This is a genomic window from Fictibacillus barbaricus (genome assembly GCF_031457135.1).
Classification (GTDB): domain Bacteria; phylum Bacillota; class Bacilli; order Bacillales; family Fictibacillaceae; genus Fictibacillus; species Fictibacillus barbaricus_A.
In genome coordinates this window covers 65,732-87,850 of sequence record NZ_JAVDWA010000001.1, presented here as the reverse complement: position 1 = coordinate 87,850, position 22,119 = coordinate 65,732, and the positions used below count along the sequence as shown (strand labels likewise).

Below are 22,119 nucleotides of genomic sequence, written 5' to 3'. Positions count from 1 at the left end.
AGTCATTCTATGAGCCTCAAACATGCTTTAGAACGCTGACAAGCCTAAAACTTATAGGATAAGCTTGAAAAATAGCCAACAAAAAAAGCCTCTGTTTCCAAAGAAACAGAGACTTGAAAATCATTTACTGCTGTGGTTCGTTTTCTTCTGCCATTGGACCATAAAGCTCTTCTAATGGCTTTGTGATGATTTTATTGATTTCATTGATGATCATGCTCATACGTTGTTCTGCTGCCATCAACTTTGAGATCGTTTCATTTTGCTGAACTTCTGCGAATAAGTTCTGCGCTTCTTCAACTTCCTCTTGAGTCACTTCTTGGCCAGCCATTTGTTTTTGCTGAAGAGCGACTTGAATGTCACGGAATTTATCAAAAAGCACTTTCGTTTCCGGGCTATTGTTTACTTCATCATAATTTTTTTTCAAAGCTTGGAAGTCATCACTGTTTCTCAAAGCTTTTTCTAAATCGTAAGCAACATCATATACGTTTGCCATTGTTATATAACCTCCCATGAATTAAACTACGGTAACCACTATAACAGACTCTACAAAAATAGTACAAGAATACCCTGGAACAAACCGATAATTCCGCCGAGAAGTGCTCCAAGCCATGTGATCATCTTAAGTTCGGTATTTGCGATCGAGATAATGATTTCTTCTAAACGCTCCAGTGAAAAAGTCTCCACTTGTTCTTCTACAATTTTAGCGAGATGCATTTTTTCAAGCAATACATCTAATCTTTCCACAAAAATATTCATGCCTGCAGAAACAGCTTTAGGGGTTAAGTCTTCCACTACCCAGCATTCAATCGCATCTGCCCACGTACTCAATGGTGTGTTTAAATATTCTTCTACCGGCAGCTGCAGTGTGATTTCTTTGGCTAATCCCGCTGTCAGATCCGGAACATTCATCAGGCTTATTGCCTCGTTCATCCTTTTTTCCATGAATACCTTGTATTCTTGCTCCAGTACATTGATTAATGTATCTCTTGTATTCTCGTGTCTTAAAAACTTCAGAAGTTCTGGCTGCACTTTTTCAGCAAGACTAACATTCCCGAAAAACATCGAGACCATATTAACAAGCATACCTTTGTCCATTAAGAAGGCATCAATGCCGGTTGTTAAAGCTTTCTTGCCTTCAGCACTCTCTAAATAAATCATCCCTTTTTTAATTAACCAGTCTGCTGCTTCAGGAATCTTCTTTTCGCCTGCTAAAATAAACTTTTCAGGTAAAACATCCTTTATTCCTTTTTCATTGTTTGCATCCAGCAGCTGTTTCATTCGGTTTTCGATCCATTTTTCTGTTGTAGTCTGGATCCGTCCTTGAACATCATCAATACCGAAGTCTTTTTTCAGCAGTTCATTGATTGTGATCTCACTTCGTAAAAAGCGCTTCACTTCACTTTGAACCCAGTCCACAATCTCCTCACGAAAAGCAGAATCATTGATTTTGCCCTGTACACCTTCAGCTGTTAAGAGATGCTTCGTAACCGTTTCACCCAATTGAACGGCGAGCTGGTGCCGGCGTTTCGGAATGAGTCCTGGTGTAAAAGGCACTCTGAATTTCCCTATATATAAGGTATTAAACGGACGAAACAGCATCTTGATTGCAATTAGGTTAGTCAGTCCGCCAATAAAAGCTCCTACTACGACCATGATCGTCAATGTAAGCCAAATATTCATCTATTTTCTCTCCATTACTTCATATTCTATTTACCTAGTATACGTCATAAAGAAAGTGACAAGCAATTTCGGTCCTTTATATCTTCTTATGATCTTGGATGATGTCTACAAAATAAAAACGATCTTCACCAGTAAACATATCCTTCGCCATCCTGTGTTCACCTAGTTCGTAATGAATCGGGAAAGAAAAGGCTGGCCCGTCAAATACAAACGTATGAAATTCACCATTCTCTCCGCATATGTCATGCTCCCTCGGGTATTCTTGAATAAAAGGTTGATCTATCACTCTGCCAACGAAAGACTGATCAATCTTATGCGTATCCACACAGCATAATACGGTTTTGTACCCTTCTTGCAGAAACTCATCTATCAATTCGGCCGAATCCTCTTTCCATAAAGGAAACACAGGTGTCAAACCAGTACCTTCCAGCATTTTTTCTCTATACTTTTTTACGTCCTCTAAAAAGATATCTCCGAACATAATATACGTGATGCCGTCTTCTTTTATTTGGTTTATAGCTTCTTCCATTCTCTCTTGATACGTTTCATTCGGACAATCCTGCGGGATCCACACTCTTCTTAACGGAATACCAAGAGACGCTCCTTGTAATTCTAATAGTTCATTCCGGACACCATGCATCGTAGTACGGTCATAGTTCTCCGTCAAAGTCGTTAATAAAGAATCGACTTCCCATTCCCCGGAATTCTGAATTCTATGTAAAGCTAACACTGAATCTTTTCCGCCACTGAATGAAACAACTATCTTTTTCTTCATATGTCCCTCCAATTCCCCTTCACTTATCACTAGTATAATGGGGGGTCTGACCCCAAACAATTTATTTCCCTCACCGGTTTTAAGTAATTTCTCTCGTATTTTGCTCACTTTTATATATGCTAGATTGCTGATATCAGGTTAGCCTCTTTGTTATCCCGATTATTTCCTAGACGTTTTTACAAATTAATAGGGATGAAAGAAAGCTCGCTTTCTTTCATCCCTTGCCTTGCCGTCTATTGTCAACTCGTAGGAGGCAATACAAATGAATATCCTTCTTCTTTTAATTCACATATTAGATCATCCAAGATAGCTGCAGTCTGTTTAAGCTCATGTAATAATATGATAGACCCATCATTCACGTAGTTGATGATGTTATGAATAATGTGATCCGGATAATCTTTATGTTCCCAGTCAAGGCCTGCTACTTCCCACAAAAAAGGAACCAGATTCAACGATTTTAAAACTTGAAGTGTGTCTTCATTGAATTGGCCAAACGGCGGCCTGAAATATTTCACAAGCTGTCCTGTCAATTGTTCGATTTGCCTCTTGTTTTTATTAATATCACGAAACTGCTCATCCATATTTAGCTTCGTTAAATCACGATGTCTTAATGAATGGCCTCCAATCATATGTCCTTCATCGATTACTCGTTTCCATGGCCGCTCTTTATAAAGCAAACGGGACTGCCAAAAAAACATTGCCTTCACATCATGTTTATTTAAAATATCTAATACCTTGCTCAATACCGATGAAGGTCCATCGTCGAATGTCAGGATGATAGACTTGGAAGATGGGTGCGTCTCCCAATTTTTTCTGTTCGTCCATATATCACTATTTTTCCAGTCGTACACGACCGTTCCTGTAGTTACTCATGGGCATTTTTTCAAAGACCTCACGCCCCCTCATTTCATTCGTTTAGTATATTCCACAATTATTGCTATAATAATAACAAGCTTTTCCTGGAAAGGACACGAAACAGATGCTGAACAAATTAAAGAAACATTATAAAGATTCCATAACGACAAACTTCTCTCACCAAACTGATTATATTTGGTTTATTACACATACCGGGGAACCATTTGGCATTAAGAAATCGATCTTATCTGATTCAGAGCTGAAATTATTATCTACAATGTTTGAGAACTATAAAATGCATACATCTTTTTCATACACTTCAGTGCAGCAAAAGTGGAAAGAGATTCTTTCTGGGGAAGGAACAGATGATTCCATCGAATTTTACCGGTTTATCCACTTTTTCAGTAAGCAGCCCGTTGCTGATTATTCTGCTTTTTCAGAAGCTGTCAATGGCCTCTTTCCTGATGATGCTGTTCTTTTATTAAATGAAGATTATTTAAGCGGCGTCATAATTGAAACATCTAAGCAAGACGTTAACGATACACCTTACGAAGCATTGAAAGATATGCTTTCTACCGATTTCTACATCGACTTAACCATTTATATAGGTTCCTATAATAAGGGCCAGAATAATGCCAAACAAATCTATGAACGTGAGCGGGAACAATTTTTATCCATAAAAAACAACCTACCGCCTAAATCCGTTTACACAGCAGCTGACTCCATTCCGTTATTACTGCTTAAAGATTCTAGTTCCCCGCTTATAGATGCGTTAACAGGCTTGCTCGCAGAATGGATAGATGAAGATCAAGAAACATTGAATAGCATCAAGGTATTTGTAGAATGCAATATGAATATCTCGCTTGCAGCAAAAAAATTATACATCCATCGAAACAGTCTTCAATATCGGGTAGAGAAATTTTTTGATAAAACCGGAATCGATGTTAAACAATTCAAAAACGCTTTAATCTTCTATATGGCGATTCTTGCTCTCGAGAAAAATTCAAACAAATAACACCCCTTTGTGCAACATGCATAAAGAGGGTGTTTTATTTTAGGCATGTCGTCCATTTACGTCCAGACTATGAAATCGTAAACTTAAATCATTAAGAAAACGTTTTCATCACGGAAGGGGAATATATAATGGCAGGCATTAAGTTAAATAACATCGTTAAACGATATGATAACAAAGTAACAGCAGTACATGACTTCAACCTTGATATTTCTGATAAGGAATTTATCGTATTCGTAGGTCCATCCGGTTGTGGTAAGTCCACTACACTCCGTATGATCGCAGGACTTGAAGAAATTTCTGAAGGAGAACTTGTAATCGACGAGCGTGTCGTAAACGATGTTGCACCGAAAGACCGTGACATCGCGATGGTTTTCCAAAACTATGCCCTTTATCCTCATATGAACGTTTATGACAACATGGCGTTCGGTTTAAAGCTTCGTAAATTCAGCAAGGACGAAATCGACAAGCGTGTAAAAGAAGCTGCTCGTATCCTTGGTCTGGAGCAGTACTTAGATCGTAAGCCAAAAGCCTTATCAGGCGGACAGCGTCAGCGTGTTGCACTTGGACGTGCAATCGTTCGTGATGCAAAAGTATTCTTGATGGATGAGCCTTTATCTAACCTTGATGCGAAACTTCGTGTACAAATGCGTGCTGAGATCACAAAACTTCACCAGCGTCTGCAAACAACAACGATCTATGTAACACATGACCAAACTGAAGCAATGACAATGGCTACACGTATCGTTGTTATGAAAGACGGCCGCATCCAGCAAGTAGGCTCGCCAAAAGAAGTTTATGACACACCTGAAAATATCTTCGTTGGCGGATTTATCGGAAGCCCTGCAATGAACTTCCTTAACGGGACCCTTGGAGATGGATTCTTTAAGATTGGTGATACACAAATCGCGATCCCAGAAGGAAAAATGAAAGTATTACGCGACAAAGGATATGCAAACAAAGACATCGTTCTTGGAATTCGCCCAGAAGACATTCATGATGAGCCGGTATTCCTTGAGTCTTCTTCTAATACAAGAATCGAAGCAAAAATTGATGTAGCAGAATTAATGGGTGCCGAAACGTTCCTTTACTCGACAGTAAGCGGTCAAGATTTTATCGCTCGTGTTGACTCACGTACAGATATCCGCAACGGACAAAACATCGCACTTGCTTTTGATATGAACAAAGCACATTTCTTCGATAAAGAAACTGAAATCCGCATTCGTTAATTAAAGTGTAATAAGTCCAATTACGAAAGTCCCTGAGTACCTTCAGGGGCTTTTTTTTTATGTAATCAGGTACAATTTCTTATTTTATTTTTTACTGTTATTTTTCTCTAACTAGGGGAAAATGTTTAATGATTGACTAAATGCTCCAACCTTAATACAATAAAACAGATAAAATTTGTCGGATTAAATCCGATAAGGAGGAACTTCATTTGAAACACACCATTAAATCACTAATCGCACTTGCCTTAACAGCTGTACTCTTATCAGCTTGCGGTACATCAGATCAGTCTAAAAACACGGGTAGTGATAAAGATAAAAACGTCTTAACGATCGGTACTGAGGCTACCTATCCACCATTTACATACCGTGATAAAAAGACAAATGACATTACGGGCTATGATGTAGATGTAGCAAAAGAAGTAGCAAAACGTCTTGATATGAAACCAAAGTTTGTTGCAACAGAATGGAAGAACATGTTCACTTCCCTGGACTCAAAACGCTTTGATATGGTTGCAAACCAAGTAACGGTTACAGACGAGCGAAAGCAAAAATATGATTTTTCAACACCTTATACGGTTTCTGGCGGACAGGTGATCGTCAACAAAGACAATAAAGACATTAAAGGAATCGACGATATCAAAGGAAAAACCGTTGGTACAACACAAGGAAGCAACTATGCAAAAGTAGCTGAGGAAGCAGGAGCAAAAACAAAATACTACAAAGGTATTGCTCAAGTTCTTGCTGACTTAGACGTAAATCGTGTTGATGCAGCCATGAACGACCAGCTTTTCATCTTATCAGAATTAAAGAAAACAGATTATAACGTAAAAGCAGTTGGAAAACCTTTTAATAAAAATAAAATGGCATTCACATTCCGTAAAGATGATAAAGAACTTGTTAAGAAAGTAAATAAAGCACTTGAAGATATGAAAAAAGACGGCACTTTAGCAAAAATCTCTAAAAAATATTTTGGAGAAGATGTAAGTGAATAAGCTTGCTGATATCTTGAGCAACTCCCTCCCCTATTTGCTGGAGGGAGCTGTTTTTACTATTGTTATCAGTTTGGTTTCGATTTTAGGAGCTTTGATTTTCGGACTGGTTATTGCTTTATGCCGTATGTCTTCAAATCGATTTCTTTCTGGACTCGCAAAGTGGTATATATCATTTTTTAGGGGAACGCCATTATTAATACAATTGCTTATTTTATATAACGGATTTACATTTTTATATGTACCTGAAGGATGGCAAGCTGCACTTGCTGGTTTAATCTTGCATTTCAGTGCCTATATTGCTGAATCTTACAGAGGGGCTATTCAATCGATTGAAAAAGGGCAGTGGGAAGCTGCTTATTCACTTGGAATGAACCGGTTTCTTACTTATAAAGAAGTTATTTTGCCGCAAGCATGGAGAATTTCCATTCCATCTGTGTGGAATTCGTTGATTGACATCGTTAAAGCTTCATCATTAGCTTCCGTAATCACTGTACCTGAATTAACATTAATGGCTGACCAGATCAGTGCTTCCCAATTAATTGTACTTCCAGTATTACTAGAAGCTGCCGTTATCTACTGGATATTAACTTCTCTTTTGGATTTATTACGCATATTCCTTGAAAAACGCATAAAAATAAGCCAATAAAACTTCACGTCCTCCAAATTCAGGATGTGAAGTTTTTTTACCATTCACCAATAAAGAACATCACTTCTTGATGACAGGAATCACAATAAAAAATATGCGGGCATTGGCTGTCTTTAAAATCATGTTTGTAACCATCCTCTAGTTTCAGTTCATCCACTTCCATGTAAGCACTATAATCATCAAAGAAATCACTGACCTTTCCTCGATCCGTTATCGACCGTCCGCATTCAGGACACCGGACATTGATGGTATGAAAGTTATTACAAACCGGACACATCCCCATGAACTTTCCCTCCTTATCGTCAGCAATGCTAATTTTTCAAAAAAGGAGTGGATTACTCCACCCCTTTTACAGCCATGTCTATAGAGTTAGCGAGATCCGCCTAATTGTTGTTGTGCCATTGCTACTAAACGTTTCGTCATTTCCCCGCCGACAGATCCGTTAGCACGTGCAGTTGTGTCTGGTCCAAGTGTTACACCGAACTCAGATGCGATTTCATATTTCATTTGATCGATAGCCTGCTGTGCACCTGGTACTGCTAATTTATTACGTCTTGCCATTGTGTTTCACCTCCTTGTATATATTGTGTATACTTCACAAAACCTGTATGCGTAGAGATTCCTGGCAATTTATAGAGCACTTGCCACACAATTTCGCACTGTTAAAAAAATGTACGAATGGTTTATACTGATTTATAGTAAGAATAGATAAAATGAATGGCTTAGAAGTTGGTGAAAATGATGTCAAATGACTTTGCGGTAAATATGTTCAGAAAAACAATACCTTTATTTCAAGCTTTAGGAGATCCCGTCAGACAGGATCTTGTTTTGCTGTTGGCTGAAACCGAAAAATTGAATGTTACCGATATAGCAAATGCTTCTCCCATGTCCCGCCCTACAGTGTCCCACCATTTAAAAATATTAAGAGAAGCAGGAATCGTTGGCACAGAAAAAAAAGGCAAAGAAATCTTTTACTTTTTAACTCTCGATCAAACCGTTTTGCAGCTTAAACAATTGATTAACATCATTGAAGATGAATGTATTTTGTAGATAAAGGCTCTTATCGTTACCTTTTTAGCAATTCAAAAAAAGGAGTAGTTGATTTACATTACAGGATGCTCACTTTCCGCAGGAGTCTCGCACCTTACACTCCAATAAACCTGTCATTTTCCTTGATGCAACAACCTTTTAAAAAAGGAACCTAAGAAAAAAGCGATTCAGCTAATTAGCTGAACCGCTTTTATTTTTGCCTAAATTTTTTATAAGCTGAACGAACAAGTGAAATCATTTCTTTTTTATTCGAATAATAAGCTTGGATGAGAAATTTAACTTTATCGTACTTGTTTTTGTACGGGTACCAATTGATTTCTTTCTGTTTATATCCAGGGTCTTTCATAACAGACATTTGTCTGCTGAATGTGAGTAAGCCTTCATCACCATGGTAATTTCCAATTCCGCTGTTTTTCACACCTCCAAAGGGTAAATGCGGGTTTGCTACAGTTATGAGCACGTCATTAATTACAGCGTTTCCTGTTATCAGTTTGGAAACTACACGGTCTGCACGTTCACTATCTTTCGTCCAAACACTTGCGTTTAAGCCAAAGTTTGTATTATTTGCTTGATTGATCGCTTCCTCCTCTGTTGAAAAAGAGATAACCGGCATGACAGGACCAAATGTTTCTTCAGTAAGGATTTTCATCTTTTCCGAAACGTTTGTTAAGATCATCGGTTCTAAATACATACTGTCTCCCCATTTATCAGGATGTTTTCCAGTAAGTAATAACGCCCCTTTATCTATAGCATCTAGAACATGATCTTTAATGACTTCTTTTTGACCTTCGAAGGTCAATGAGCCGATATCTTCACCCATTTTTAATTTTTTCGTTTCTTCAACAAGCCGGTCAATAAATTCTCCATAAATCGAGTGCTGTACATAGACTCTTTCAATGGACATACAGACTTGCCCTGCATTTGTGAAAGCTCCCCACACTGCACCATGGACAGCTCTTTTTAAAGAAGCATCCTCAAAAATGATCATTGGATCTTTGCCGCCAAGCTCCAAGGTGCTTGGAATTAAACGTCTGCTTGCTTCAACACCAATTTTCCGGCCTGTCTCTACTGACCCAGTAAAGAAAATATGATTAGGCGCACCTGCAACTAATGCCTGCCCAAGCTCTTTGCCGCCGTGTGCCACTTGCAGCACATTTTTAGGGAGGTTAATTTCTCTTGCGATTTTTTCAATCAAAAGTCCAATGGTTGGTGTTACTTCCGACGGCTTTAAAATTACAGAATTCCCTGCGATTAAAGCTGAAATAACCGGTGTCATTGAAAGCTGAAATGGAAAGTTCCACGGTGAGATGACTAAAACAGTTCCTAAAGGAAAATAATCCACATAAGAGGATTTCCCTACAAATAACAATGGGGTTGGCACTTTTTTTCTTCTTAATACTTTTGGTGCGCGTTTTTCATAGTGCTGCAAAATATCAATTACAGGCATTATGTCTGAAGTTAAAGCTTCCGTTTTTACCTTTCCGGTCGCAGAACAGATTTCCTCAGCGATTTCATCCAAATTGGAAAGCATGTAATGCTTCATTTTTGTTATATACGTCAGTCTAGTTTCCAGGCTGCGTGAAGACCAAAACGTAAAAGCAGATCCTGCCTTCTCATATAATTCAGGAACCTGTTTAACATCTGTTTCAAGCCACTGATCAATGGTTTCCCCTGTAGCAGGATGTTTTGCAATCATAACGTTTTTCATATAAAGCGCACCTCCTTTATCTATCTTTACATTTCTTCCATCATACCTTTTTTTATTTCAATTGTTTATTAAATTTTAAAAATATGATAACATGTTGATATACTTAAACATATAAACACAAATGAAGGGATGACATCTTATGAATAATAAAACTGTCCTAATCACTGGAGCTTCGAGCGGTATTGGTTTAGAATTTGCAAAGCTCTTTGCTAAAGATCATTACCATCTCGTTTTGAATGCCCGAAACGAAGCAAAGCTTCAAGAAATTGCAGACGAACTAACAGCTAAGCATGGCATACAAGCAACTGTAGTCGCAAAAGATTTGAGTATGCCTGAAAGTGCCGAAGAATTAACAGCAGAATTAATGGCGAAAAACATTGAGATTGACGTCCTTGTAAATAATGCAGGTTTTGCCGCTTATGGTCCATTTGATGAAACATCTTGGAAAGAAGAAAAAGATATGCTGCAAGTAAATATCATGGCCTTAACTACCTTAACCAAACAACTTCTCCCCGGCATGATTAAACGCAACAGCGGAAAAATTTTAAATGTAGCTTCTACAGCTGCATTTCAGCCAGGTCCATTAATGGCTGTTTATTACGCAACAAAAGCTTATGTTCTTTCTTTTTCGGAGGCAATCAGCTATGAATTAAGAAATACAAATGTTACCGTAACTGCTTTATGTCCCGGTGCAACATCAACTAATTTTGAAAAGCGGGCTAGCCTTGAGCAGTCACGGCTTTTTCAATCGGGTGCCATGGATGCAGATCAAGTCGCATTAACAGGATATAAAGCACTAATGAATGACAAACGTATTTCTGTACCAGGTTTTAAAAATAAAGCATTGGCACAGCTTGTTCGATTCCTGCCCCGTAAAGCGATTTTAAACATTGTACATTATGTGCAAGATAAAAAATAAGACTGATTTCTAAAAGATTATTGCTCCTGGTGTATTTTTGTAACTCCCAATGACAGGTTGATTGCCGTGTAAGGTGCGAGACTCCTGCGGGACAGGCGGGCAGGTGAGACACTTAAAAGTGAAACGTCCGAATGTGGCTCACCGCCTGCCCCGCGGAAAGCGAGCATCCTGAAACAGAGATCAACAACTTCCAAAGCAACAACCATAAATAAAGATAAAAAGAGTCGATTCACAAGGAATCAGCTCTTTTTTTGTAGAAATCTATACATTGATTAAGAAAAATCGTTAGTGTAATATTACACTTAAAGAGAATGTTTATTATTGCATATGAGTTTGTATTTTCAAACATATACATAAGATGAGGGGGGAAATTATGAATCAAAAATGGATGAAAAGTGAAGGACAAAAATGGGTGGATGAAAAGATCATTTCATCTGAACAGCTCGACTTGCTTGTTGCCCGGTATCCAAGCTCAAATGAACAAAATAAACCAAGCCGTGTGCTTCCTATTTTGGCAAGTATTCTAATTGGAATCGGTATATTATCATTTATTGCATCAAATTGGAGTGAAATACCTCCGCTTGCAAGACTTGCCCTCTTGCTTGTAATCATGACAGGTTTTTATACCGCTGGAGATGTGTTTACTAAAAGAGGCAATGATTCACTTGGTACATCCTTTAATTTTCTTGGCATCATTTCATTTGGAGCGAGCATTATTTTGTTAGGGCAAACCTTTCATCTTTCAGCAGTTGACGCACGCCTTTTCGTTTTTTGGAGTTTACCGGCAATTTATTATTTGTTTCGAGACCGAAAAAAACTCTTTTTCCTCCTTGTTGCTGTTATAACAGTTGGGGGTCAATTGTATAGCTTAAGTGACTACGATCAATTCAGCTACTTATTATTTTTTGTATTTATCGTAAGCATCGGCGGCTACGTATTTTTATATCCCCAAAGACTGCAAACCAATCTTTTTACGATTGGATTAAGCGCTCAAGTTCTCATGTTTTTATTAACAGAAGAGATCAATTTACTTTGGTTCTTCCTTTTCGGGTTATCTTTATATACAGAAGGACTATGGGCAGAAAAATCAGTATTTAAACAAGCGTTTAATCGATTTGGAACTCTCATTGGTTTTGCATTCGCATATGGCTTATATTTTTGGATGACAAATGAGTTTTTATCTGATTTTGATTTACCAAAAACAGCTCTTTATCTTCCGGTTTTTCTTATTCTATTCGCAGCAGCTCTTTATGCAAAACGTCATGAAAATCTGATTATGCATGTTTGTGAATTGCTGATCTTTGTTCCTTTCTTTTATTTAATAAAGGTTTCTGATCCTCTTATCGTAGGGATTCTTTACCTAATTGTCATGTTTACGTATTCCGGACTTATGCTTGCGAAAGGATTTAAGAATGAAAATCGGCCACAGATTAATCTAGGGATCGTTCTCTTCCTGCTCGTATGTTTAATGGGATATTTCAATTTGGCATGGGCATTTATGCCGAAATCAATATTCTTCTTGCTCGGTGGGATTCTGCTTTTTATTTTGAATGCCTTTTTACAACGAAAGAAAAAACAAATATTAAAAAATGGAGGGCCGCACAATGAGTAAAAAAAGAGGCTGGATGATTGCTGCTGCCCTGCAGGTATTGTTTTTGCTCTTTATAGCCGGAAGCTATTACAGCATTGATTATTTTGGAAAGGAAATAAAAATCAAGACCGAACCTGTTGATCCGACTGACATCCTATACGGCGATTATGTAACACTTCATTTTAATATCAGCACCGTTCCCCTCTCAAAATGGAAGGGTGAAGAAGAGTTATCAAATCGAGGACAGAGTCGTGTTTATGTTTTATTAGAAAAAAACAAAGATGGCTATTACGGCGTTTCCGGTGTCTATCCAGAAAAACCCGCATTATCCCGTAATCAAGTGCTATTAAATGCACGGGCTGACAGAGTCTGGGGAGGTAATGGATCGGCAGATCAATTACAGCTGACATACGGCTTCGAACGCTATTATGTTCAGGAAAATACCGGAAAGAAACTTGAAGAAAAAGCCCGTGATATGGATGTCATAATCAGCATTGCACCATGGGGAGCGAGCAAGATCGTTGCTCTTCAACCATAAAAGGATGAAAAGCCTCTTACACAAGGGGCTTTTTTTAATCGGTTTAAGTTTACCGATTTCGGGAAAATTGATAGTGAGGTGAAAACGATGTCTGATACAAAAATAATCGAACTCAAAGATATAATTAACGGTTGGTCTGGCCGACAGATCGCCATTCGAAAAGAAGAGACTGGAGATATTGACGAAATTCGAATTTCTCTAAATGAAGCAACATTCGAACAACGAGATGCAGAAGACGACTATTTAGGTGACAACATCTTGTTTTTACACGGAACCGCTTATGCGAGAGAAGAAGGGTCAGAAATAGAGTTGCCGGCTGTTCTTTATGAAATTCCGATCGATGGAATCACTGATATTCGACTAGATGAAGATATCGTGTCATTTGAAACAAGCCGCGCTCAATATGTGATTCACAATAACGAAAAGAGCTGAATCATTGCAGCTCTTTTCGTTTTTATATACGGTGTGCAGTATCTGTCAGGTTGTCAGCAGAAACAGCAATCTGACCTACGGCGTTCGTTAATTCTTCAATAACCTCTGCCATGACTTCCACTTCTTTTTCCAATGCAATACTCTTCTTATTACTATCATCCATCGTGCTTAGAATTGACTGAAAAAAGTCCGATATTTCAACTGATTCAGATACACTTTCATTTACAAAATGGTGAATGCTATTTACCGAATCCAAAACAGCTTTTATGCTGGTTTCTGTATTCTTTACAAGCTCCGACACACCTGAGACAGAAGTTTTTGTTTGATCCGCCAGTTTGCGTACTTCTTGTGCTACAACAGAAAATCCGCGGCCCGTTTCACCTGCCCGAGCAGCTTCTATCGCTGCATTAAGCGAAAGCAGATTGGTTTGTTCAGCGATTGCTGTAACGATGCCAACAACATCATTAATTTTATGAGTAGCTTCTTCTAACTTTGATAAGTCAGAAGTGATGGTTTCTGATTGCTTTTTAATTTCATAAATCATTTTCTGATGGTCGTCCAGTTTGCTTTTACCTGCAATGGATTGATGTGTCACTTCATTAGCAGACTCAGCGCTGTTTTTCGCAAAATCAACAACTTCATCAGCTTTTGAAGATAGTTCCTGAAGGGCTGCACTCGTCTCTTCCGATATACTTGCTAATTCATCCACGGAGTTCCCAACAGATTGAATAATCAATTGTTTTTGTTCCTCATGTCTCTCCCGCTCTTTAATTTGTTCAGCCTCGAATGCTTCCAATACCAGCTGCTGTTCAAAATTGAGTATTTTTGTCACCGCTTTTACAGCTTTTTGATATTCTGCCTTATCTTCTATTCTGTCATCCAAAATGGCTAACATGGATAAAAGCATGTCTTGAAACGAACAAATATACCATTTAGGCTGCAAACCAATTCTAAAATGGATATGCGCAATCACTCTTCTTTGTTCAATGAAACTCATATCAATAACACCGCTGAACATTTCTTGAATATGCCTCATTAAAGTTACTTTCAAACGATCCACAGAACTATGCGCTTTAATGATTTCCAATAAACCTGGCACATATTCTATATTTTTATAAAACTGAGAAACGATATGTTCGATATTTTCTTTAATCAAAGGCTGCAGCGACTTAATAATGACTAGATCTTCCTTTGTCATTGAAATCATTTTTAATTGCTTTTGCCAGTCACTTGATGCAGGCAAGTTAATTTTTACATTCTTTTGAAAGTCTGTTTGAACAAAAAACAATTCTTTTTCTTCGCTTCTTATAAATAAGTTTAACAATGACCCCATTTGATTGCCTTCTTTCTAATTAAATACTTCTTTAAAACTATCCTAATATTTGTAACAATGATGTGACTTTTATCACTATTTGTCGTTTTCTGGTTTTACCGGACACAACCTGGGTATCTTTAAGTATGCAAAATCAACAATCAAAAAATGAAGGAGTGGTTCACATGTGGAAAAAGAAATGGGCTGCAGGTACATTGGCAGCTATGATGACATTGGGTGGATTAACTGCTTGTGGTGATGGTGTTGATCAGGATAACGGAGTAGATGACGGGAAGAAAAATGATGAAATGGATAAGAAGCATAAAGAAGAAGGATAAACCAAGAGAGAATTCGCCGTTTATCAATCAATAAATAAACAGGAGCCCCTATCAGGCTCCTGTTTTTTAATCCCTATTAACTCACTGCGCGTTTTTTTTCTGTTTTGCCTTGCTGCAGCTGATACATTTGGTAGTAGCGGCCTTTTTGCTCCATTAAATCGTTATGATCTCCGCGCTCTACGATCATACCGCGATCTAAAACGAGAATTTGGTCTGCGCTCTTAATGGTTGAAAGTCTGTGAGCGATGATGAATGTCGTACGCCCGCGTTTCAAGACATCAAGTGCATCCTGGATAACCGCTTCTGTTTCTGTATCAATACTCGCTGTTGCTTCATCCAGAATGAGAATAGCAGGGTTATATGCAAGTGCTCTTGCAAATGAGATCAACTGTCGCTGACCTGACGATAGCGTACTTCCCTTTTCAATTACCGGTTCATCTAAACCTTTTGGAAGATTATTAATAAACGGCATCGCCCCAACATCTGTTAAAGCTTTTTCGACCTGCTCTCTTGTAATCTCCGGATTATCCAGACTTACATTTGAAGCAATCGTTCCAGTGAACAAGAACGGATCTTGAAGAACGATCCCCATATGCTGGCGCAGTTCTTGTTTGGATAAATCCATGATGTCTTTTCCATCAATCAAAATCTTTCCTTGTTTAATATCATAAAAACGGAACAATAAATTCATAATTGAACTTTTTCCTGAACCTGTGTGACCTACCAATGCCACCGTTTCACCTTGGTTTGCATGAAAAGCAATATTTTTTAGGACAGGCTCTCCCTCTACATAGCTGAAAGTAATATCCCTAAATTCCACATTACCTTTATAACGGTCGATCTCGTTTTCCGTAACTGTCTGACCTGGCTCATCCATCAGTACAAACACTCTCTCTGCCGAAACAAGTGCCTGCTCAAGCTGTGCAAGCTGATTGACCATCCCTGTCACCGGGTGGAACATACGGTTCAAATAGTCAACGAACGCATAAAGAACACCGATGGAAATAACGGAACCTACTCCAAGCGACTGACCTCCAAAGTGCCATATAAACGCCATGAAAGCAAGGTTTTTCAACAAAAGCACTAGGTTGTGGCCTGTTAATCCGTTCAAGCTCAGGAGCTTATTTTGGAATGTGAAATATTCTTTATTCATCGTTTCAAATTCTTCAGTTGTCTCTCTTTGTCTTTTAAAGGCTTGAATAATCGGCATCCCATTAATGGATTCATTAATCATCCCATTAATATCACTGAGCGTCGAACGAATCTTGTGATTGTAATGTGATGCGAATTTTCGATAAACCACGATCCAAACAACTAATATTGGTAAAAGAACTAAACAAATAGCTGCAAGCTTCACGTCTAACAGGAACAATGCTGTGAAGATACCTGTTAAATAAATGATTCCTGTGAAAAAGTTTGCTAGTACGTTTATAAAAAGTTCTTTAATCGCCTCTGTATCATTCGTAATTCTTGAAACGATTTTCCCAGCTGGCTGATTATCAAAATATGTGATCGCTACACGCTGCACATGTGCGAACACATCCTGCCGAATCTTCTTAATCACGAGATTCGATGAGCGCTGCAGCGTATACCGCTGTCCGTATTGGAAGAAAGCAGCTAAGATTAATAACCCTAAATAGAGCATCATCAGTTTCAACATCCCTGAGACCTCTGGCTTATAAAATCCGAACGTCTCACTTACACTTAATTTATCAGCTTGATAGGCTTTCGTTTTTCCTTTATAAGAAATCACGACTTTCCCGCTTTTAATGGATCGGTCACCATCAAATGCAATCGACTGATTAATAACATAAAAATCACGCTTCACTTGAATAACTCGAATTGGTTTCCCTTTAACTTCTCCTGGATCAAAATGATCACTTCTTTTGTACCAGTTTCCTTCGTACTTCGCTGCTGATTTTTCTTCACCATCTACCTTATACCATGTTTTTTCGATACCAAGTATATGTTTATCGATCATGGTTTTGGCGATAAAAGGTCCTGTTAACTCTGCTGTTATTGCCACTGTAAGCATGAGCAAACCTAAGATGAAATGCTTCTTATATTGAAGTGCGTATTGAAACAGGCGTTTTCCAACGTTCATGGCTACACCGCCTTATTATCATTTAAATTTTGTTCAATCTGCTGGCGTTCATGCTGCTCTTTATACCAGCCTTCTTTTGCAATCAAGTCTTCATGTCTGCCTTGGTCAGCAATCTTCCCATCATCAATTACGATGATCCAGTCTGCATGTTCAACTGCAGATAGTCTGTGTGTCGTGATAAAAGTTGTTTTTCCGGCACGCTCTTTTCGAATATTTGAAATGATCGCTGTTTCTGTTTTTGCATCAACTGCAGAAAGTGCATCATCAAGAATTAAAATTTCAGGATCCACGCACAGTGCACGTGCAATCGAAACACGCTGTTTCTGACCGCCTGAAAGCGCCACACCTTTTTCACCCACAAGAGTGCCTAAACCTTCTGGCAAGTACTGTACATCGTTTTTAAAAGCAGCCATTTCTAAAACGTGGTTCAGCTTATCTTCATCTGCTCCGCTGTTGCCGAATAGAATGTTTTCCTTAACTGTTTTTGAGAACAGAATGGCATCTTGAGGTACATAACCTATCCATCCTTGTAGATCTGTTAATGCGATGTCTTCAATATCCACACCTGAAAAGCTGATTTTCCCTTCATCTCCTGCGGGATATTCTCTTAATAATTGCTTGAGAAGCGTCGTCTTTCCGCTTCCTGTACGCCCAACGATTCCTAATGTTTCTCCTTTTTTAACCGTTACATCAATATTTTTTAAGTTATCTAACTCAGATGAAGGATAACGGAAAGAAACATCTTCGAATTTAATGGTTCCGGGATCAGACAATGGAACAAGGTCTTCTCTGTCTTTCACATCCGGCTCATAAGCTAAAGTCTCATTTACACGGTCTAGAGAAGCACTTCCACGCTCCATAACGTTAATCAATTCACCTACTGCAATCATCGGCCAGATTAGCATACCGAGATAAACGTTAAAGGTTACAAGTTCTCCAAGTGTGATCGCATTGTGGAAAACCATGTAAGCCCCATAACCCAACCCAATCAAATAGCTTAACCCTACAAGAATCTTAATCGTCGGTTCGAAAAGTGCATCGATTCTTGAAACGGCGAGGTTTTTTTCATATACATCTTCTGTTACTTGGTTAAACCGTTCTACATCTGCCTCTTCCTGAACATAAGCGCGAATTACACGAACACCTTGAATACTTTCCAGCACAGAATCGTTCATATCACCGAACGCGTCTTGTGCAACGGTAAAGCGCTCATGTACCTTTTTTCCGTACTTTTTAATGATATACGCAATAATCGGCAGTGGAATAAGTGCTGCAAATGTTAACTTCCAGCTGATCATGAATCCCATCACAAAAATGATTGTAAGCATAAAAAGACTTGAATCTACAAGTGTTAAAATCCCAAACCCTGCTGTCATGGCAATCGCTTTTAAATCGTTTGTTGCACGAGCCATTAAGTCACCGGTTCTATTTTTTTCAAAAAAGGTCGGTGTCATTTTCAGCAGGTGTCTCATGAATCTCGAGCGCATCGTCCGTTCAAGAATTTGAGCTCCTCCAAACAGCTGAAACAGCCAGATATACATCGAAATGTACATCCCGATCAGCACAGCTGCGAAAATCCCCAGCTTCTGCATCATTTCTTTTTTCGTAAACGTACCCATATGAATGGAATCAATTGCATTACCTACTAGTTTTGGAGGAATCACTTCAAGAATTCCAACAAAGGTAAGCAGGACGACCGCTACCGTATAACGCTTCCAATGTTCTTTAAAGAACCATGAAAGCTTTCCTAAAACTGAAAACATATAATTCTCTCCTCTCGATCTCTCTGTTGATTTTTAAACGCTTGTTTAAACGAGCTACCCAAAAAGTGTATGATCCTTGCGTTCTAACCACACCATTAACCTGTCTTTTTTCATTTTGTTTCCTCCTCAAATTTTGTATCTATTGAAAAAGAGAATTTGTTTTCTCTTTTAACAATCTTCCTAAAAAAATAAAAAAGCATACCACTCGAAGGCGATATGCTTTAAAAGACAATAAAAAACACACGTCACGATTGGATGTGACCTGCGTGAATGTATGTATAGAGAAAAAGGCAAAAAAATGAGAAAGGTATCCTAATACATTTTTTCCGGCAGGCCATGATATTCAGTTGTATTGTGAACTACCATTACAATAGAGCGTGTAATATGAGTTTTGACTGATGCTCTTTCCATGACACAACCATCCTTTCCATAATCTTGTAGTTTTGTAACTTTGTAAATCTTAACACTTTTCTAATAACTATGTCAATTCATTTTTAATATGCAATAAAAGTGTGATGCAACTTCAATATATGACCAAAGTTACAGTATGGTGTGTCCATTTTTTAGCTGCGTATTTTTTCCTATAGATTGGTTTCTGCTTCTTGTTACTGGCTTTATCCCGCGGATTTAGCTCATAATCTCGCGGTCGACCACATCCAGGAAGTTCCGACATTCTCAGTACACTGCCTCCCTGCATCAACAAAAGAAAAACCCCGTCATCACCATGACGGGGCTCACCCAAAAGGGTTATTTTATTTATTAAACTGACGAGATAAGTTCGCCATCTCAATGGCAGATACAGCTGCTTCCCAACCTTTGTTTCCTGCTTTAGTTCCAGCTCGTTCAATTGCCTGCTCAATGGAATCAACAGTCAACACGCCAAAGATAACTGGTACGCCGCTAGTCATTGCCGCTTGAGCAACCCCTTTTGCTGCTTCATTACAAACATAATCAAAGTGTGGAGTTGATCCACGAATAACTGCACCTAATGTAATAACCGCATCGTAATTTCCGCTGTCAGCCATTTTTTTTGCAATCAATGGGATTTCAAATGCACCTGGCACCCACGCGATATCTACGTCATCTTCAGAAATACCATGTCGTTTAAATGCATCTTCAGCACCTGAAACGAGTTTATCTGATATAAAGTCATTGAATCTTCCTGCTACGATCCCAACTTTTAGTCCTGTACCAATTAAATGTCCTTCAAACAATTTTGCCATCAATAGTTCCTCCTGTTTTTAAAAGTGAAGCATATGCCCCAATTTACTTTTTTTTGTTTTCAAGTAATTCTCGTTGTTTTCGTTGTGAGGCATTTGAAGAGCGATTCGGTCTGTCACTTCTAAGTCATAGCCTTTTAAGCCTGCAATTTTTCTAGGATTATTCGTTAATAGTTTCATCTTGCTGATGCCGAGTTCTTTTAAAATTTGAGCACCGATTCCATAATCTCTTAAATCCGGCGCAAACCCCAGCTGTTCGTTCGCTTCAACTGTATCCAATCCTTGTTCCTGAAGCTTATACGCTCTCATTTTATTGATAAGGCCAATTCCCCTGCCCTCTTGTCTCATATACAACAGAACACCAGAACCCGCTTGTTCAATTTGACTGAGAGCCGCATGAAGCTGTGGACCGCAATCACAGCGATGTGAACCAAATACATCACCTGTCAGACACTCAGAATGTACCCTCACCAAAACGGGTTCATCTCCTGAAATATCTCCTTTGACGAGAGCAACGTGCTCTTTGTCATCAAGTACATTAGAAAATCCAATCGCTTTAAATTCACCAAATTCTGTAGGGAGTGTAATTTCTACTTCTCTTTTAACCATCTGTTCTGTTTTGTTTCGGTAAGTAATTAAATCTTTTATCGTAATCAGCTTCATTTCATGCTTTTTCGCAAGCTCAATCAGCTCCGGCACACGAGCCATCGTGCCATCTTCTTTCATGATTTCACAGATGACACCTGCCGATTTGCTTCCTGCCATATCGGCCAGATCAATAGCTGCTTCAGTATGACCCGCTCTGCGCAGCACACCGCCTTTTTTGCCGATAAGCGGAAAAACATGACCAGGACGCTTAAAATCGGCTGGAACAGATTCATTATTAACAAGTTCACGAACCGTTGCAGCTCTTTCCTGTGCTGATATTCCGGTAGTAGTCGAAATGTGATCCACACTAATCGTAAACGCAGTACCATGCGAGTCAGTATTCGCCGCTACCATCGGTGTCAAATCCAGTCTTGATGCAATTTCTTCTGATATTGGCGTACATACGAGCCCACGTCCGTGGGTAACCATGAAGTTGATGGATTCAGGGGTAATCCCTTCTGCTAATGCAATAAAGTCCCCTTCATTTTCACGATCTTCATCATCGACAACAATGATTATCTTTCCTGCTTTTAAATCTGCAACTGCTTCTTCTATGGAGTGAAACATTTACTCTCCTCCTAAAATCCGTTCTCTTGTAAAAATGCAAGAGACAGCTTTGACTTTTGTTTAGTATCTTCTTTCTCTGGGTTCAACATTCTGTACACATACTTAGCAAGCATGTCACATTCAATATTCACGAGATCTCCAGGACCCTTTTTTCCGAGTACCGTATGTTCTGCTGTAAGCGGAATTAACGAAACCATAATGGTGTCTTTCGTAACCTCAAATACGGTCAAGCTTGTCCCATCTATACAAACCGAACCTTTTAGTATAAAATACTGCATTAAATGCGAAGGTAATTTCACCACATAATAGATCGCATTTTTCTCAGGACGCTTTTCAATAATTTCTCCTGTTCCATCAACATGACCAGAAACAAAATGTCCGCCAAAGCGCCCGCCTGCAGCCATTGCACGTTCCAGATTCACAGTTGAACGATTGTTTAACTGTTTCAAAGTTGAAGATCGATACGTTTCAGGCATGACATCCACGGTAAATTGAATCGAGTTAAATGAAGTAACTGTTAAACAAACACCATTGACCGCTATACTGTCACCAAGATGTACATCCTTCAGCACTTTTGAAGCAGATATCGTCAAAACAATCGTTTCATTGCCTTTATCGATCGACTTAATTGTTCCCAATTCCTCAATGATTCCTGTAAACAAAATAACCGCCCCCCTTTAACAAATTTTTTCCTATAAACATAATATCCAATTTCGGGAGGTATTTTACTGAATAAAAAA

General features: G+C 38.7%; 23 protein-coding genes. 10 read left to right on the top strand and 13 right to left on the bottom strand.

The features are described 5' to 3' along the window. Window positions 1–124: 124 nt before the first annotated feature. From J2X07_RS00490 to J2X07_RS00475, 4 genes are all read right to left on the bottom strand, one after another. Window positions 125–493: a YlbF family regulator gene (locus tag J2X07_RS00490; RefSeq protein WP_310255507.1), complete on the bottom strand. Its 369-nt coding sequence runs from the start codon at window positions 491–493 to the stop codon at window positions 125–127. Between the two features lie 50 nt (window positions 494–543). Continuing rightward, on the bottom strand, window positions 544–1,680 hold the full coding sequence (locus J2X07_RS00485) for a DUF445 domain-containing protein (protein WP_310255505.1): 1,137 nt from the start codon (window positions 1,678–1,680) through the stop codon (window positions 544–546). 76 nt (window positions 1,681–1,756) lie between these two features. Next, window positions 1,757–2,455 (bottom strand): diphthine--ammonia ligase, encoded by a 699-nt coding sequence (locus J2X07_RS00480; protein WP_310255503.1) that lies wholly within the window; start codon window positions 2,453–2,455, stop codon window positions 1,757–1,759. Window positions 2,456–2,694: 239 nt separating this feature from the next. Next, complete coding sequence (locus tag J2X07_RS00475; RefSeq protein WP_310255501.1) at window positions 2,695–3,306, bottom strand: polysaccharide deacetylase family protein; 612 nt, start codon at window positions 3,304–3,306, stop codon at window positions 2,695–2,697. 128 nt (window positions 3,307–3,434) lie between these two features. On the opposite strand from J2X07_RS00475, the gene J2X07_RS00470 reads away from it, so the two are divergent. The 4 genes from J2X07_RS00470 to J2X07_RS00455 all read left to right on the top strand — a co-directional run bounded on the left by J2X07_RS00470 (window position 3,435) and on the right by J2X07_RS00455 (window position 7,189). Continuing rightward, window positions 3,435–4,325 (top strand): PucR family transcriptional regulator, encoded by an 891-nt coding sequence (locus tag J2X07_RS00470; protein WP_310255498.1) that lies wholly within the window; start codon window positions 3,435–3,437, stop codon window positions 4,323–4,325. A 128-nt stretch (window positions 4,326–4,453) separates the two neighbouring features. Beyond that, window positions 4,454–5,551 (top strand): ABC transporter ATP-binding protein, encoded by a 1,098-nt coding sequence (locus J2X07_RS00465; protein ID WP_310255496.1) that lies wholly within the window; start codon window positions 4,454–4,456, stop codon window positions 5,549–5,551. Between the two features lie 209 nt (window positions 5,552–5,760). Then, window positions 5,761–6,543, top strand: a complete 783-nt coding sequence (locus tag J2X07_RS00460; protein WP_310255494.1) for a transporter substrate-binding domain-containing protein — start codon at window positions 5,761–5,763, stop codon at window positions 6,541–6,543. Beyond that, window positions 6,536–7,189: an amino acid ABC transporter permease gene (locus tag J2X07_RS00455; RefSeq protein ID WP_310255492.1), complete on the top strand. Its 654-nt coding sequence runs from the start codon at window positions 6,536–6,538 to the stop codon at window positions 7,187–7,189. Before J2X07_RS00460 ends, J2X07_RS00455 begins: the two co-directional genes overlap by 8 nt. A 37-nt stretch (window positions 7,190–7,226) precedes the next feature. Here J2X07_RS00455 and J2X07_RS00450 read toward each other — a convergent pair whose 3' ends face one another. Beyond that, window positions 7,227–7,472: a hypothetical protein gene (locus tag J2X07_RS00450; protein WP_310255490.1), complete on the bottom strand. Its 246-nt coding sequence runs from the start codon at window positions 7,470–7,472 to the stop codon at window positions 7,227–7,229. Window positions 7,473–7,558: 86 nt separating this feature from the next. Beyond that, window positions 7,559–7,750, bottom strand: a complete 192-nt coding sequence (locus J2X07_RS00445; protein ID WP_310255488.1) for an alpha/beta-type small acid-soluble spore protein — start codon at window positions 7,748–7,750, stop codon at window positions 7,559–7,561. Between the two features lie 177 nt (window positions 7,751–7,927). On the opposite strand from J2X07_RS00445, the gene J2X07_RS00440 reads away from it, so the two are divergent. After that, window positions 7,928–8,239, top strand: coding sequence for an ArsR/SmtB family transcription factor (locus J2X07_RS00440; RefSeq protein ID WP_310255485.1), 312 nt, complete (start codon window positions 7,928–7,930; stop codon window positions 8,237–8,239). Window positions 8,240–8,429: 190 nt separating this feature from the next. Here the strand turns inward: J2X07_RS00440 and J2X07_RS00435 are convergent, their stop codons facing one another. Next, window positions 8,430–9,947 carry an aldehyde dehydrogenase family protein gene (locus J2X07_RS00435; RefSeq protein ID WP_310255484.1) on the bottom strand — a complete coding sequence of 506 codons (1,518 nt, stop codon included), beginning with the start codon at window positions 9,945–9,947 and terminating at the stop codon, window positions 8,430–8,432. Window positions 9,948–10,086: 139 nt separating this feature from the next. Here J2X07_RS00435 and J2X07_RS00430 point away from each other — a divergent pair, with 139 nt between their 5' ends. The 4 genes from J2X07_RS00430 to J2X07_RS00415 all read left to right on the top strand — a co-directional run bounded on the left by J2X07_RS00430 (window position 10,087) and on the right by J2X07_RS00415 (window position 13,427). After that, window positions 10,087–10,866 carry an SDR family NAD(P)-dependent oxidoreductase gene (locus J2X07_RS00430; RefSeq protein WP_310255483.1) on the top strand — a complete coding sequence of 260 codons (780 nt, stop codon included), beginning with the start codon at window positions 10,087–10,089 and terminating at the stop codon, window positions 10,864–10,866. Window positions 10,867–11,239: 373 nt separating this feature from the next. Then, on the top strand, window positions 11,240–12,478 hold the full coding sequence (locus J2X07_RS00425) for a DUF2157 domain-containing protein (protein WP_310255481.1): 1,239 nt from the start codon (window positions 11,240–11,242) through the stop codon (window positions 12,476–12,478). Next, entirely contained in the window at window positions 12,471–12,995 is a 525-nt protein-coding gene (locus J2X07_RS00420) for a GDYXXLXY domain-containing protein (protein ID WP_310255480.1), read from the top strand. The genes J2X07_RS00425 and J2X07_RS00420 overlap by 8 nt, the downstream gene beginning before the upstream one ends. 87 nt (window positions 12,996–13,082) lie before the next feature. Next, entirely contained in the window at window positions 13,083–13,427 is a 345-nt protein-coding gene (locus J2X07_RS00415) for a hypothetical protein (protein ID WP_310255478.1), read from the top strand. A 22-nt stretch (window positions 13,428–13,449) separates the two neighbouring features. Here J2X07_RS00415 and J2X07_RS00410 read toward each other — a convergent pair whose 3' ends face one another. Continuing rightward, entirely contained in the window at window positions 13,450–14,760 is a 1,311-nt protein-coding gene (locus tag J2X07_RS00410; RefSeq protein ID WP_310255476.1) for a globin-coupled sensor protein, read from the bottom strand. Window positions 14,761–14,924: 164 nt separating this feature from the next. Between J2X07_RS00410 and J2X07_RS00405 the strand changes: the two genes are divergently transcribed. Beyond that, complete coding sequence (locus tag J2X07_RS00405; RefSeq protein WP_310255473.1) at window positions 14,925–15,077, top strand: hypothetical protein; 153 nt, start codon at window positions 14,925–14,927, stop codon at window positions 15,075–15,077. A 76-nt stretch (window positions 15,078–15,153) separates the two neighbouring features. Here J2X07_RS00405 and J2X07_RS00400 read toward each other — a convergent pair whose 3' ends face one another. The 5 genes from J2X07_RS00400 to ribE all read right to left on the bottom strand — a co-directional run bounded on the left by J2X07_RS00400 (window position 15,154) and on the right by ribE (window position 22,041). Next, window positions 15,154–17,181 carry an ABC transporter ATP-binding protein gene (locus J2X07_RS00400; protein ID WP_310255468.1) on the bottom strand — a complete coding sequence of 676 codons (2,028 nt, stop codon included), beginning with the start codon at window positions 17,179–17,181 and terminating at the stop codon, window positions 15,154–15,156. Between the two features lie 2 nt (window positions 17,182–17,183). Further along, window positions 17,184–18,944 (bottom strand): ABC transporter ATP-binding protein, encoded by a 1,761-nt coding sequence (locus J2X07_RS00395; RefSeq protein WP_310255466.1) that lies wholly within the window; start codon window positions 18,942–18,944, stop codon window positions 17,184–17,186. A 752-nt stretch (window positions 18,945–19,696) separates the two neighbouring features. Continuing rightward, on the bottom strand, window positions 19,697–20,167 hold the full coding sequence (ribH, locus tag J2X07_RS00390) for a 6,7-dimethyl-8-ribityllumazine synthase (protein ID WP_310255464.1): 471 nt from the start codon (window positions 20,165–20,167) through the stop codon (window positions 19,697–19,699). Window positions 20,168–20,185: 18 nt separating this feature from the next. Next, complete coding sequence (locus J2X07_RS00385; RefSeq protein ID WP_310255463.1) at window positions 20,186–21,379, bottom strand: bifunctional 3,4-dihydroxy-2-butanone-4-phosphate synthase/GTP cyclohydrolase II; 1,194 nt, start codon at window positions 21,377–21,379, stop codon at window positions 20,186–20,188. An 11-nt stretch (window positions 21,380–21,390) separates the two neighbouring features. Further along, window positions 21,391–22,041, bottom strand: coding sequence for a riboflavin synthase (gene ribE, locus J2X07_RS00380; RefSeq protein ID WP_310255462.1), 651 nt, complete (start codon window positions 22,039–22,041; stop codon window positions 21,391–21,393). Window positions 22,042–22,119: the final 78 nt, after the last annotated feature.